The organism is Halomonas sp. N3-2A (assembly GCF_002216165.1).
Taxonomy (GTDB): Bacteria; Pseudomonadota; Gammaproteobacteria; order Pseudomonadales; family Halomonadaceae; genus Vreelandella.
In genome coordinates this window covers 3797778-3809924 of the sequence record NZ_CP022286.1, presented here as the reverse complement: position 1 = coordinate 3809924, position 12147 = coordinate 3797778, and the positions used below count along the sequence as shown (strand labels likewise).

Here is a 12147-nt window from a genome sequence, read left to right as displayed (position 1 = left end):
TTACAGACGTACCTACAAAGATGCTTACCACTGAGTAGAGATAGCAGAGTTGTTGTTACCCGCCTGGAAGTGAGTTGCTGAAGCTGCGCTACCACCAACGGTGTTCTGTCGAATGGTTGACACGTTGCTGTTACCTGTCTGGAAGACATTCGCTACATGACCGTCGCCACCTTGGAAAATATAGGAGGCGCTCAGATCTGCTTCAACCTGAAGGACATTGGCTTCATTGTCGTTGCCATCTTGATGGATAAAGCTCCAGGTTTCGTCAGTATTTAATGCTTGATAAACGTCAGCATCGTTTCCGTTACCGAACTGCTCAACAATTGAGTCGCTTTGCGCAGTGTTCAAGAATTGAGCAACATTAGAGCTGTTGTTGTCGCCTTGTTGACGTACATAGGAGTCGTTAAGGCTGCCACCATCTTGCACGACGACGGAATCATTATGATTGCCTATCTGATAAACAATCGACTCATGCTGATCGCCGCTTTGATAAACATAAGAGTTGTTGTTATTACCTTCCTGGCCAACACGTGAGTATTGCTCATCATCATACTGATCAGTTTCAGCCATGTTATTGTTACCAGTCTGGAAAATAAGCGAAGTCCGCATTGGATCACGATCAAAGCCGTTCATGCCCTCACGGATATCTTGCTGGTTTACAAACGCAGGGTTTGAGCCTGCATTAGCAGCAGGATTTGTTGTAGAGTTATCAAAGTCACGCGCTTGGCTAGAGAAACTAACAGCCATTGCAACAGCAGCAGCGATAACGGTCATTTGAGTTTTCATGGTGTTTCCCCTTTTTTTCGATCGACTTGCTTTGGTTGTTTACTGAGAAGCAGCTGGCGACTCAGTAGGTATCGATAGTGACTGGTCGTGCATTGCCCGAAAGGTTTTGTTGCTGGACACTCACACTACGTAAGCCACTGCCCGATTGCGAAATTGAAACGTCACCTTTAAATCCATTTTGATAAATGTCAGCTTTAAATGAGGAACTATTACCTTGCTGATTAATAGAGGCGGTGTTGTCATCGCCCACTTGCCAAATAATTCCGGTATTATTTCCGTTACTTTGCATTATGCTTGCTTGATTACCGTTGCCGATTTGATCGATATAGGCAAAGTTAGAAAGCTGATAACTCACAGAACGTGACTGTGCAACACTTGCTTTATTATTGTTACCTTGTTGACGAATGATGCTTAGATTGCTGTGTAGCGCGGCGTTATCAATGGCCGCAAACTGAGTAACTCTTGCACTTCTGTTAAATAAGTCGCTTTCATTCTCATTGGCTTGTAACACAGAAGAAAAAGTTAGCAGTGCAATGGCTATCGTTATCGCAGCACGACAACGAATTCTGTTCGCTGTAGTTGTTCTGAGCCGATAGCTATAATGTTTCATTTTTAAATCCTTTTGAAACTCAATGTGTCTTTTTGTTTCATGGATTGAGTTTGGACCATTCTGAAAATGACGCTATAGGAAGTTTTTTTAATGCTGTGGTTATATGTTTAACGTTTATAATATTTTGTGTTTACCACTTTCTTAATTACTGGTTTGTTAGTTCTCTAATTGCATTGTATTTGTTTTTTTAAATAAAAAAGGCCACTCTGTCGAGTGGCCATTGTTTTTTATAGTTTTATTTGAGTAGTGTTCCCTTGATTAATTTTTACTAAAGCATAGGTATCGATGCATTAAGATAGTCATCTAAAATGGTGTCTTGAATACTGGTTCCGGGAGCAAGATTCCATAATCGATTTTCGATGCCTCTCGCTACAAGGTGAATGACAGCAGATTCTATTGCTGACATTACCGCGAGCTGAACCGGTTCGTTTGTAGTTATACCGGCTTCGGCCTCTAATAAGCGTCTGAAATCAATAAAGCGATAAACCCCAGCTCGTAGCTCTTTTGAATAGATGGTCTTGGTGGTGGTCACGTTAGCTAATATTTCGCCTGTTGAGATTTCCACCGCACGTAAATTCACCGTCACCTGATCTACCTGGTACTGGCCTGACGCCCCAATGCCAAAATATTCAGCACCGGCTCCCCCGGTCCGTACGTTCGATTCATAAGCAATAATGCCGCCCTCTAACATAACCGACGCTGCTCTTAACGATGGCAGCGTATCGGGCTGCCCAAAACGTTCGAATTCTGCGCGAATAATACGTCGTTCAGTTAACAAGTTTTGTAACCCAACACGTTCAAGCGGTATAAACCAGCCAGAGTCAGACAGGGCTCCGGTAAGCATGGCTGCAGCCCCTTGGGTTACCGCAGTTGAAAACGTACTGGCGGGAGCTGGCCGGTATTGCCCTGTTTGGTCGCGAAAATCATACACAGAGACAAATATCTTTCCTGACGGTGGCGGAAGCGATACAAGATCCTGATAGGTAGCTCCTCTGGGCGTGAGTGTTGCTTCAGCACCTTCTAAATTTTCGGACGTTGCCACCATTCCTGCACAGCCACTCAGTAGGCTAGCGATGACAATTGAGGCGATAATTTTCATAATGATCCCCTGACAAAGCAGATAGCGTTAGTCGTTATTACTGGTTTTTTTAGCGGTTGTGTTGTTAAGGGTTAAATAAACCGCCAACGCTAATCTCTGTTACATCTCCAGTAACTTTATCCACCACACGCACAATTAGTTGTCCGCTATTGTCACTCACGACAACGCCGAACTCATCACTATCGAAGCTACCCTCACTGACTTCACCGCGGCTAACATCGGAAATGAGCTGCGATATCAATCGACTTTCTAAACTTTGTAATAAGCGCTCAGTGGATGATAATGTTTGCCCCCTACGTGCATTTGGATCTGTATTGGTATCCTGTGACTGGGCTTTACCTAACAGGTAACTACCTGTAAAAGGGTCGCCGCCAAAAGAAGGGTTAATAGGTTTATAAATTAAATCACCTGAATGCGCGTGAGCACCTATTCCCATTAACACTATGAACGTAGCGCAAGCCATTTTTCTGCAGTTTTTCATCAGAATAACTCCTCTTTTCCCAAGTCTTTATCTGAGGTAAGAGCAGATGCCAGCTGCTGCTGGAGAAGTGCCTCCTCAACGATATTTACAGCTTCTCCTGCTACGCGGTCAGCTTCGCTAATCCTGGGAGAGAGCTGTGTTCTGAAGTACATCCGGTTGCCTTCCACGATGGCAATTTGGCTGCCCCAGCGGGCATCGGGACGTTCTTGAATGGTAATCGTGGCATTACCGATAATGAGGTTATCCATTGCCCGCTGACTGAAAGCGCGATAGAAGGTCTTGCCTGCCATGGTGACGGTACGGTCGACCATGATACCGGTAAGTTCACTACCTCTACTTCGTTGTCCTTGAATTTCTGGGCCATCGGGACTTGATAGTTGGTTAATAGCGTTGACTTCTTCCTGCTCACTGGTGGCTAATGCCCGGGAAGAATTGGCTGGTTCATTGGCAAATGTATCAGTAGTTAATGCAATAAAACTGATAAAAATGACCAGTAAATAGCGACGTAAATTCATGGCTATATACCCTTTTAAAAACCTACCGATGGCGTTGTAAACTGCGTGCGGTTTCTATATTAGGAAGAATTGGCCCAAGATTCTGATGGATCCAGTTAAGTGCTTGAATACGATTGTGCACGTTTATTTTTCGGAAAATGTTATAAAGATGAGATTTAACAGTGTGTTCACTTACAAACAATTTATCGGCAATTTGTTGGTTGGAGGAACCTGCACTTAATAAAGAGATAATTTCCATTTCTCTGTTGGTTAATCCACAGGCTGGACGGAACGCGTTGCTTTGATACTTGCGATAAAAAAGAATCAGTCGCGCCATTAACTCACGAGACATCCACAGCTCATCATCAAGTAACGCGTGGATACCTTTGCAAAATACCTCTAAGCTCTCATTGCGATAAAATACCCCTTTCAGTTGAGCGCACGAGAGAGCTTCTAGGGCATGGTCCATATCGCGAATATTGAAAGCGGCTAGAGGAATTTTTGTTAACGCTTCTGGCAGTTTCTCTTGCCAGTCTGGCAATGTCTCTACACTAATATGATCACTGTCAATTAGGATGAGCAGCTTTTCGACGGGTGAAGAGGGTATGGTGACGTCTGGCGAGTAAATGCTAATTGAGCAGTTGGTGTGATCGTGTAAATAGTCTGCAAATAGCTGTGATTGCGGACTTTTTTCGGTAATGAGATACACCAAACCTGTGGTCTTTTCCTGTGACATTGGGAAGCCCTCGTGGAAAGAAAGAGTGAGCAGGTGCTCTCAGAAGTGTTGCCTATAAGATACATTTCGTAAAGTTTTGTTATTAGAAATCTGCTGAAATCAATTTGAATATATATATTATTTTTTAGAATAATGTGTGTAAATATATGTTTATATTATTATTTATTGACAATATAAGCAGTTTTTAAATTAGTTTTTAACATTTACATTAAGTAACAGAAAGCCTGCTTTAGAAGAAATTTTGATATATGTAAACTCATTAACCTTCTTTTTGGAGATATCGTTATGGCATCGCCCAATACCTTAGTTTTAGCCAGTGGAAATGTAGGAAAACTAAAAGAATTCAATCAATTACTAGCACCTCTTGGGTTAGATGTTCGTCCGCAATCCGAATTTGGAGTAGGCGATGTGGAAGAAACAGGGCTTACTTTTGTTGAAAACGCACTTCTGAAAGCTCGTGAGGCAAGTAGAATCAGTGGGTTACCTGCATTGGCAGACGACTCAGGCCTAGAGGTGGATGCGCTTCACGGTGCACCGGGTATCTATTCAGCGCGCTATGCCGGTGAGCCTAAAAGTGACGAGCGCAATAATGAGAAGTTATTAACGTCGCTCAGTCGCTATGCTGAAGGCCAGCGTAGTGGACGTTATTGGTGCGTATTGGTGTATTTGCGTCATGCAGAAGACCCTGTACCTGTGATTGTGCAACGCAGTTGGGAAGGTGAAATTCTGGCGCACCCGCGAGGTAATGGCGGTTTTGGTTATGACCCTCTGTTCTGGTTACCGGACCAAGGAATGAGTGTTGCCGAGTTATCCAGTGAAACCAAAAACCGACTTAGTCATCGTGGGCGAGCATTACAGGGCTTGGTTGAACTGTTGAAGGTGGCGCATGGCTGAGCTATTGCCTCCCTTATCCCTATACATCCATACGCCATGGTGCGTACGTAAGTGCCCGTACTGTGACTTTAATTCCCATGAACCCAGTACTGACGAGCTGCCCGAAGCCGCTTATCTAACCGCCCTGCTCAGTGATTTGGAGGGTGATTTATCGTTAGCGAATGAAAGAGAGATTCAAACTATCTTTATTGGTGGTGGCACACCAAGCCTGTTATCGCCAGCTTTTTACGATCGATTATTCAAAGAGATACGCCTTCGATTGCCGTTCTCTTCGACTATCGAAATTACCCTTGAAGCGAATCCTGGCACGACCGAACAGCAGCGTTTTATTGGTTATCGAGAAGCCGGGATCAATCGCTTGTCTTTGGGAGTTCAGAGCTTTCGCCCTGAACAGCTTAGCGCGTTGGGGCGTATTCATAGCGGCCAAGAAGCGGTCAATGCTGTTCGCCAGGCGCGTGAAGCTGGGTTTGATAACCTCAATATTGATTTAATGCATGGGTTACCCAAACAAACCCCAGCTCAAGCGATGGAGGATATTGATCAAGCATTGGCTCTGGAGCCAGAGCATCTCTCCTGGTATCAGTTAACGCTTGAACCGAATACAGCGTTTTTCTCTCATCCGCCTGTGTTACCAGAAGAAGAGGCTCTCTGGGACATTCAAGAAGCTGGCCATCAACGCCTTGAGCAAGCCGGTTTGCGGCGCTATGAAATTTCTGCCTACGCGCGAGCGGGACTACAAAGCCGCCACAACATCAATTATTGGCAGTTTGGCGATTATTTGGGTATTGGGGCAGGAGCGCATGGAAAGCTGACGGCGGTCGATAGTCAGGGGCAACGGCATATCGAAAGGCGCTGGAAAACACGTCAGCCAGAGGCGTATTTACGTCGTGCAAATGATCCGCGTGGCTTTGTGGCTGGTAAGCAGCTGATAGCAACGCAGGAGCTACCCCTTGAGTTTGCGATGAATGCGTTACGCTTAACCGATGGGGTCGCAATGGATGTCTGGACGGCTTACACAGGACAGCCCTCAGCCGTGTTACTTTCACGGTTACAAAGCGCGTATGAAAAAGGACTTTTAATGGAAATGCCCGAAAAGCTGCGTGCATCGCCTCAAGGTCTATTATTCTTGAATGAATTGCTGACATTAATAAGCGATGAGTGATCAGCGATATATAAAGCAATTACCCTGAAGATTATCAAGGAGTGAGTGATGCGTATTTCTCGACTACTGACCCCGCTGGCGGCAGCCATTTTGTTAGCTGGTTGTGCTACCTCGGACCCTTATGGCGGTCAGACGCAGCGCTCTAGCACTGCGATGGGATCTGGCATTGGCGCGGCTATTGGTGCTGCTGCCGGTGCGCTGTCTGGCGATGGCAGCACTAGCCGTCGTGATCGCGCATTGATTGGTGCGGCGGTAGGTGCTGCAGCGGGTGCCGGTATAGGCGTTTACATGGATCGTCAGGAGCAACAGCTGCGCCAAAATCTCCAGGGCTCGCGTATTGAGATTGATCGTCGCGGTGACGATATTGTGCTTAATATGCCCAGCGGCGTTACGTTTGGTTTCGACTCTGCTGAGCTTACCAGCGAGGCACGCAACTCTCTTAACCAGGTAGCGAATGTACTGACCCAGTACCAGGATACCCGCGTCAACATTGCTGGCCACACTGATAGCACCGGAGATGCAAACTATAACCAGCGTCTGTCTGAGCGCCGTGCCCAGTCTGTGGGTAATTACCTTAGCCAAAATGGCGTATCCTCTGCTCGATTAAACACCATGGGATACGGGGCCAATCAGCCTGTTGCTAGCAATAATTCTGAACAAGGCCGGGCGCAAAACCGTCGTGTTGAAATCACCTTGACTCCCACGGGAAATGGCCAGGGTTAACACTAACGATTGATAAGCTAACCTCGGCATTGCCGATAAACGCCCGCTATGCTCACATAGCGGGCTTTTTTCGATTCTCTGTTAGCGAGCGACTATGCTGTCTTACCAACACGCTTACCATGCCGGTAACTTTGCCGATGTGCAGAAACATTTAACGCTTTACGCGGTGGTTGATTATTTATTACGTAAAAAAACAGCCATTACATATATAGATACTCATGCGGGACGAGGCCTCTATCCACTTAACACCAAAGAGACTCAGCGGCTTCAAGAATACCGTGAGGGCATTTGGCCGCTGTGGAAAGCGAGTGAACAGCTAAGTGACCCTTTACTGAGTAGTTGGCTAACCACGTTGGCAACTGCCCAGCCCCATGCATCTGAGCTTACCCATTATCCTGGCTCACCTTGGTGGCTTTCTCAGCCGCTTCGTGAGCAAGATCGCCTGACGTTATTTGAGCTTCATCCAGGTGAGCATGAGCACTTAAGCACCCAATCGCTTTCCCCGCAGGCGCAGCGAATTTATGGGGATGGACTGGCAGGTTTGAGTGAGCTGGTACCGGTTGCAACACCGCGTTTGTGCGTATTGATTGACCCTAGCTACGAACGTAAAGCGGAATATCTGGAGGTGGTTGATGCGGTGACTTATAGCCTGGCAAAAGCGCGACATGCGGTGCTCCTGGTGTGGTATCCATTGCTACCAGCAGGCAACCATCTCTCGCTACTAAACGGCTTGAGGGAGAGCGGCATCCGTAAAATTTGGCGCAGCGAACTTCAACGCCATACGCCAAACGAGCAAAGCCATGGCATGTACGGTAGTGGAATGCTAGTGATTAACCCGCCCTGGGGATTAGATGAGCGTCTAGCGGCGGCGATGGAGCACATTACGCCGCTGCTAGGCTCGGAAAGTGACTATCGGTCAGAGTGGCTGGTAGGTGAATAGCTTGTTAGCCACTGTCTGTTATTGACCAAAGCAGATGATTATTTCCCAATACAAAAACTGCCAAAGATTTCGCCGAGCAGGTCGTCAGCGCTGAATTCACCGGTAATTTCGCCTAACGCCTGCTGAGCATCGCGCAAGTCTTCGGCCAGCAATTCCCCTGCACCGTAGCCATCTAGTTGGGCGCGTCCAGTTTCAAGCGCAATCATGGCGCGATCTAGGGCGTCTAAATGGCGGCGGCGGGCTGAGAATCGCCCTTCGGTCGTCGCAGAAAACCCCATGATGTCCTTTAAATGGGTTTTTAAGTTATCCACACCCACGCCAGTTTTCGCGGATAGTCTGATCGTTGGTGGGGTTGTGGATAAATCAATGCCCGCTGGTTCGGCGCTGGTATCGATTTTATTTCGCACCAGTGTCAGGCGTGTTTTATCAGGGAGCCTGGCGACAAATTCCGGCCAAATAGTCATAGGGTCGGTCGCATCAGTCGTGGAGGCATCTACCAATAGCAGCACGCGGTCGGCTTTTTCGATCTCTTCCCAAGCGCGGGCAACGCCGATTTTCTCTACGGCATCGGGGGTGTCGCGCAGCCCTGCGGTGTCGATAATATGCAGTGGCATGCCATCAATGTGAATATATTCCCTCAGCACGTCACGGGTGGTGCCGGCAATATCCGTGACAATGGCGGTATCTTGTTCGGTCAGTGCGTTGAGCAAGCTAGACTTACCGGCATTAGGTCGTCCAGCAATCACCACGCTCATTCCTTCGCGTAACAGTGCCCCTTGTCCTGCAGCTTTGCGAACCGCCGTCAGCGCTTGCTGAACGCTGTCTAAACGGTTGGCGACGTGGCCATCGGCTAAAAAGTCGATTTCCTCCTCAGGGAAATCAATCGCCGCTTCGACGTATACCCGTAACTCAATGAGTCGCTCCACTAATGTCGAGATACGCTGGGAAAACTCGCCCTGTAGCGAACGTACGGCATTTTCGGCAGCGGAACGGGAAGTGGCGTCTATCAGGTCGGCAATGGCTTCGGCTTGGGCTAAATCCAACTTGTCGTTTAGAAAGGCACGCTCTGAAAACTCACCTGGGCGTGCTAGGCGTGCGCCAAGCTGTAGGCAGCGTTCAAGCAGCATATCCATAATGATTGGCCCGCCATGTCCTTGCAGCTCAAGCACGTCCTCGCCCGTAAATGAGTGGGGGCCGTTGAACAGCAGGGCAATGCCTTCATCAATAACGCTTTCAGCGGCGTAAAACGGGCCGTAGTGAGCGTAACGAGGGGAAGGGCAGTGGCCAAGTACAGCGGCAGCGATATCGCGGCAGGCAGGGCCTGAGACGCGAATAATGCCAACACCGCCGCGGCCAGGAGGAGTTGCCAGAGCGGTAATGGTGTTTTGGGTGTAAAGTCGATCGGCCATGGCGCTTCTCGTTGGTGTATGGCGAAGATTGTCGCGTTGTTCATCCTAAAACGCCAGACCCCCGCTAGGGCGGGGGTCTGGTGGTAGGAGAAGGGAGCGTGCTACTTGGTTCGCAACCCTTTGCCGACGTTTGGATCATTCTCAATATTACGCGTGATGAGATACTGCTGCGCCACCGAGATGATGTTGTTGACGACCCAGTAGATAACCAGACCTGCTGGGAACCACAGGAAGAAGAAGGTGAAGATAATCGGCAGCATCTTCATAATCTTCGCCTGCATGGGATCGGGCGGTGTCGGGTTCAGCATTTGCTGAACGAACATCGAGATCCCCATCAGAATGGGCAAGATAAAGTACGGATCTTTCACCGACAGATCTTGAATCCAGAACATGAACGGCGCATGGCGCAGCTCAACAGACTCAAGCAGCATCCAATACAGCGCGATAAAGACCGGCATTTGCACCAGAATTGGTAAGCAGCCGCCCAGAGGATTGATCTTTTCCTTCTGGTAGAACTTCATCATCTCTTGAGACATTTTCTGGCGATCATCGCCATACATCTCTTTGAGACGCTGCATTTCTGGGCCAAGCTTACGCATACGCGCCATTGACTTGTAGGCTTTGGCGGATAGAGGGAACAGCACCAGTTTCACGAGTACGGTCAGCAGTACAATTGACCAGCCCCAGTTGCCAACGATGTCGTGGATCTTATCCAGTAACCAGAACAGCGGGTTAGCGATAAACCACAGCCAACCGTAATCTACGGTTAGGCGTAGGTTGGGAGCGACTTGTTCAAGATAGTCTTGAACCTTGGGCCCCATGTACAGCGTTGCGCTTAGCGTTGCCTCGCCGTCAGCGGCCACACTGCTCGTGGGGCCAGCAAACGCTACGACATTACGATCCCGTGAATCGGTAGTGACATAGTAGAGGTTTTGCTGATTTTGCGCCGGTGCCCAGGCAGATACGAAGTAGTGTTGGATCATCGCAATCCAGCCACCTTGCGCCTCACGATTTTCAAAGTTATGGCTTTGAATATCGTCGAAGTCGATTTTTTCGTACCGCGCGTCAGGGGTAGAGTAGGCTGCACCAAGATACGATTTCATACCCATAGAGACGCCACTTGAGGGGTCAGGGCTATTATCGCGCGCCAGTTGACCGATAAAGCGTGCGCTAATCGGTGATTCGGTGTTGTTGGCTAAATAGTAACTAACGTTGACCGCGTAGTCGCCGCGCTTAAACGTCAATCGCTTAATAACCTCAACGCCGTTAACTTCCGCTGTTAAATCAACACTTAACTGCTCTTCATCGTTCCCTAAGCGGTACTCGGTACGCTCGGGCGTGAAGGCAATGCGGCTAGCCTGGCCGTCCAGTTGAAGACCGGAACGGGCGACGTAGCTACGCGTTGAGTTATCAGAAAGCAACACGTAGTTACGATCTGAATCCTGCGTTAGCTTATGCTGCGGTAGAGCGGCGTACACGATATCGCCACCATGTGGGTCAATACGTACGTCGAGAACGTCGGTCGTGACAGCAATAAAGTCTCGACTAGACGAGTTACTTTCTGCTTCCCCAGGCATGCCTTCACTAATGGCATTTTGGGGAGCCGACGAACTAGGAACCGATAAATCATCACTGCCAACATTATTGGCGGATGAGCCGTTGCTGTTTTGGGTAATTTCAGGCGTCGAATCGACGCTTATTTGCCCATAATCCTGATTCCACTGTACAACCAATAGGTAGGCAAGTACTGCCAGTGGAATCAGTAATAAAAGTCGTTTTACGTCCATGAGGGTTCTGCCCGATGGGTGGTGAACATGCTAATGGCGCAGTGTCATTTACTCGACCCATGACACACGAAAGCCTGCCAGGCGGCAGGCCGAGGTCGAGCGGCGAGATGTGTCGTCAAGCGTCACGTGTTACGCCATTAGGCGGGAGTGGTGCAGACACCGCCTGTGCGTCACGCTGAAGTCGTTTCCACATGCCATTTAGCTGGCGATTCAGCGTCTCGTTATCAATATCTTGAACACCACGCTTTGCCAGTATCACGATATCCACAGAGGGTAAGTGATCTTGGCGGAGGCGAACAGATTCTCTCACGAGTCGCTTAAAGCGGTTGCGATCAACAGCGAGCTTCACATTCTTTTTGCTGACCACCAGTCCAATGCGGGGATGTCCCCGGGTACTCAAACGCGCTAGCGCCATCATACCTTTGCCATGAACCTTCAGGTCTGCCTGTTCAAACACGTGACTAAAATCCCCGGCGTTTAGCAAACGTAAGCACCGGGGAAAGCCTTGATGCGGCACACGCAATCCGAGATCAGGCGCTCAGACGCTTGCGGCCTTTGGCGCGGCGGCGTGCGATAACGGCACGGCCGTTTTTGGTTGCCATACGAGCACGGAAGCCATGCGCGCGCTTGCGCTTGAGAACGCTGGGTTGAAAAGTGCGTTTCATAACTCGTTATTCCCACGTGGTTTAGGACGGAAAGTGAATTCCAAAAGACCCGGTCCAGTGAGGAACTAGCCGGGGAGTTTCAATTCAAGACCGGAAATTGTAGAGACTTCCCGCGTCAGGTGCAATTTTTCCTTGCATAAAAAGCGTTAAAAAGGCAATGGAGGCTCTTCGTACATCACCATCGTGGCTTCTTGCCATGACACTACTATTACTAATGAAGTTATTTAAAACCTACTGTTATTAATAGTGGGGATACTAATTGTGGATAAGCTATTTTAGATCATTTTTATCAACAGCTTAAAAACATAAAAAATCTGTGTATAACCTTCGGATAAGCCTTAAATAAACTGTTAATTAGGTG

Annotated in this window: 14 protein-coding genes; 4 read left to right on the top strand and 10 right to left on the bottom strand. The window is 48.3% G+C overall.

Annotated elements, in window-relative coordinates; all coding sequences use genetic code 11:
• Positions 1 to 24 precede the first annotated feature (24 nt).
• The 6 genes from CEK60_RS17830 to CEK60_RS17805 form a co-directional block, all read right to left on the bottom strand.
• On the bottom strand, positions 25 to 786 hold the full coding sequence (locus CEK60_RS17830) for a hypothetical protein (RefSeq protein ID WP_089040132.1): 762 nt from the start codon (positions 784 to 786) through the stop codon (positions 25 to 27).
• 61 nt (positions 787 to 847) lie between these two features.
• Complete coding sequence (locus tag CEK60_RS17825; RefSeq protein WP_089040131.1) at positions 848 to 1396, bottom strand: hypothetical protein; 549 nt, start codon at positions 1394 to 1396, stop codon at positions 848 to 850.
• Between the two features lie 268 nt (positions 1397 to 1664).
• Positions 1665 to 2495 carry a CsgG/HfaB family protein gene (locus tag CEK60_RS17820; protein ID WP_089040130.1) on the bottom strand — a complete coding sequence of 277 codons (831 nt, stop codon included), beginning with the start codon at positions 2493 to 2495 and terminating at the stop codon, positions 1665 to 1667.
• A gap of 64 nt (positions 2496 to 2559) precedes the next feature.
• The gene (locus CEK60_RS17815; RefSeq protein WP_089040129.1) at positions 2560 to 2976 is read right to left on the bottom strand and encodes a curli assembly protein CsgF; all 417 of its coding nucleotides are present in this window, start codon (positions 2974 to 2976) and stop codon (positions 2560 to 2562) included.
• Positions 2976 to 3491 carry a CsgE family curli-type amyloid fiber assembly protein gene (locus CEK60_RS17810; protein ID WP_089040128.1) on the bottom strand — a complete coding sequence of 172 codons (516 nt, stop codon included), beginning with the start codon at positions 3489 to 3491 and terminating at the stop codon, positions 2976 to 2978. Before CEK60_RS17810 ends, CEK60_RS17815 begins: the two co-directional genes overlap by 1 nt.
• Positions 3492 to 3513: 22 nt before the next feature.
• Entirely contained in the window at positions 3514 to 4206 is a 693-nt protein-coding gene (locus CEK60_RS17805; RefSeq protein ID WP_089040127.1) for a response regulator transcription factor, read from the bottom strand.
• Positions 4207 to 4491: 285 nt separating this feature from the next.
• Between CEK60_RS17805 and rdgB the strand changes: the two genes are divergently transcribed.
• From rdgB to CEK60_RS17785, 4 genes are all read left to right on the top strand, one after another.
• Positions 4492 to 5100 carry an RdgB/HAM1 family non-canonical purine NTP pyrophosphatase gene (gene rdgB, locus CEK60_RS17800; protein WP_089040126.1) on the top strand — a complete coding sequence of 203 codons (609 nt, stop codon included), beginning with the start codon at positions 4492 to 4494 and terminating at the stop codon, positions 5098 to 5100.
• Positions 5093 to 6262, top strand: a complete 1170-nt coding sequence (gene hemW, locus CEK60_RS17795) for a radical SAM family heme chaperone HemW (RefSeq protein ID WP_089040125.1) — start codon at positions 5093 to 5095, stop codon at positions 6260 to 6262. The genes rdgB and hemW overlap by 8 nt, the downstream gene beginning before the upstream one ends.
• 48 nt (positions 6263 to 6310) lie before the next feature.
• Complete coding sequence (locus CEK60_RS17790; RefSeq protein ID WP_089040124.1) at positions 6311 to 6985, top strand: OmpA family protein; 675 nt, start codon at positions 6311 to 6313, stop codon at positions 6983 to 6985.
• A gap of 94 nt (positions 6986 to 7079) precedes the next feature.
• Positions 7080 to 7925, top strand: coding sequence for a 23S rRNA (adenine(2030)-N(6))-methyltransferase RlmJ (locus CEK60_RS17785; protein WP_038479928.1), 846 nt, complete (start codon positions 7080 to 7082; stop codon positions 7923 to 7925).
• Between the two features lie 38 nt (positions 7926 to 7963).
• Here the strand turns inward: CEK60_RS17785 and mnmE are convergent, their stop codons facing one another.
• The 4 genes from mnmE to rpmH all read right to left on the bottom strand — a co-directional run bounded on the left by mnmE (position 7964) and on the right by rpmH (position 11786).
• Positions 7964 to 9334 (bottom strand): tRNA uridine-5-carboxymethylaminomethyl(34) synthesis GTPase MnmE, encoded by a 1371-nt coding sequence (mnmE, locus tag CEK60_RS17780; protein WP_089040123.1) that lies wholly within the window; start codon positions 9332 to 9334, stop codon positions 7964 to 7966.
• A gap of 101 nt (positions 9335 to 9435) precedes the next feature.
• Complete coding sequence (yidC, locus tag CEK60_RS17775; RefSeq protein WP_089040122.1) at positions 9436 to 11121, bottom strand: membrane protein insertase YidC; 1686 nt, start codon at positions 11119 to 11121, stop codon at positions 9436 to 9438.
• 115 nt (positions 11122 to 11236) lie between these two features.
• On the bottom strand, positions 11237 to 11638 hold the full coding sequence (rnpA, locus tag CEK60_RS17770; protein WP_089040121.1) for a ribonuclease P protein component: 402 nt from the start codon (positions 11636 to 11638) through the stop codon (positions 11237 to 11239).
• A 13-nt stretch (positions 11639 to 11651) separates the two neighbouring features.
• On the bottom strand, positions 11652 to 11786 hold the full coding sequence (gene rpmH / locus CEK60_RS17765; protein ID WP_009723348.1) for a 50S ribosomal protein L34: 135 nt from the start codon (positions 11784 to 11786) through the stop codon (positions 11652 to 11654).
• Positions 11787 to 12147: the final 361 nt, after the last annotated feature.

Bases quoted from the DNA above. Each gene is read 5' to 3' on its own strand.
- CEK60_RS17830 (WP_089040132.1), bottom strand. From the start codon at position 786: ATGAAAACTCAAATGACCGTTATCGCTGCTGCTGTTGCAATGGCTGTT.
- CEK60_RS17825 (WP_089040131.1), bottom strand. From the start codon at position 1,396: ATGAAACATTATAGCTATCGGCTCAGAACAACTACAGCGAACAGAATT.
- CEK60_RS17820 (WP_089040130.1), bottom strand. From the start codon at position 2,495: ATGAAAATTATCGCCTCAATTGTCATCGCTAGCCTACTGAGTGGCTGT.
- CEK60_RS17815 (WP_089040129.1), bottom strand. From the start codon at position 2,976: ATGAAAAACTGCAGAAAAATGGCTTGCGCTACGTTCATAGTGTTAATG.
- CEK60_RS17810 (WP_089040128.1), bottom strand. From the start codon at position 3,491: ATGAATTTACGTCGCTATTTACTGGTCATTTTTATCAGTTTTATTGCA.
- CEK60_RS17805 (WP_089040127.1), bottom strand. From the start codon at position 4,206: ATGTCACAGGAAAAGACCACAGGTTTGGTGTATCTCATTACCGAAAAA.
- rdgB (WP_089040126.1), top strand. From the start codon at position 4,492: ATGGCATCGCCCAATACCTTAGTTTTAGCCAGTGGAAATGTAGGAAAA.
- hemW (WP_089040125.1), top strand. From the start codon at position 5,093: ATGGCTGAGCTATTGCCTCCCTTATCCCTATACATCCATACGCCATGG.
- CEK60_RS17790 (WP_089040124.1), top strand. From the start codon at position 6,311: ATGCGTATTTCTCGACTACTGACCCCGCTGGCGGCAGCCATTTTGTTA.
- CEK60_RS17785 (WP_038479928.1), top strand. From the start codon at position 7,080: ATGCTGTCTTACCAACACGCTTACCATGCCGGTAACTTTGCCGATGTG.
- mnmE (WP_089040123.1), bottom strand. From the start codon at position 9,334: ATGGCCGATCGACTTTACACCCAAAACACCATTACCGCTCTGGCAACT.
- yidC (WP_089040122.1), bottom strand. From the start codon at position 11,121: ATGGACGTAAAACGACTTTTATTACTGATTCCACTGGCAGTACTTGCC.
- rpmH (WP_009723348.1), bottom strand. From the start codon at position 11,786: ATGAAACGCACTTTTCAACCCAGCGTTCTCAAGCGCAAGCGCGCGCAT.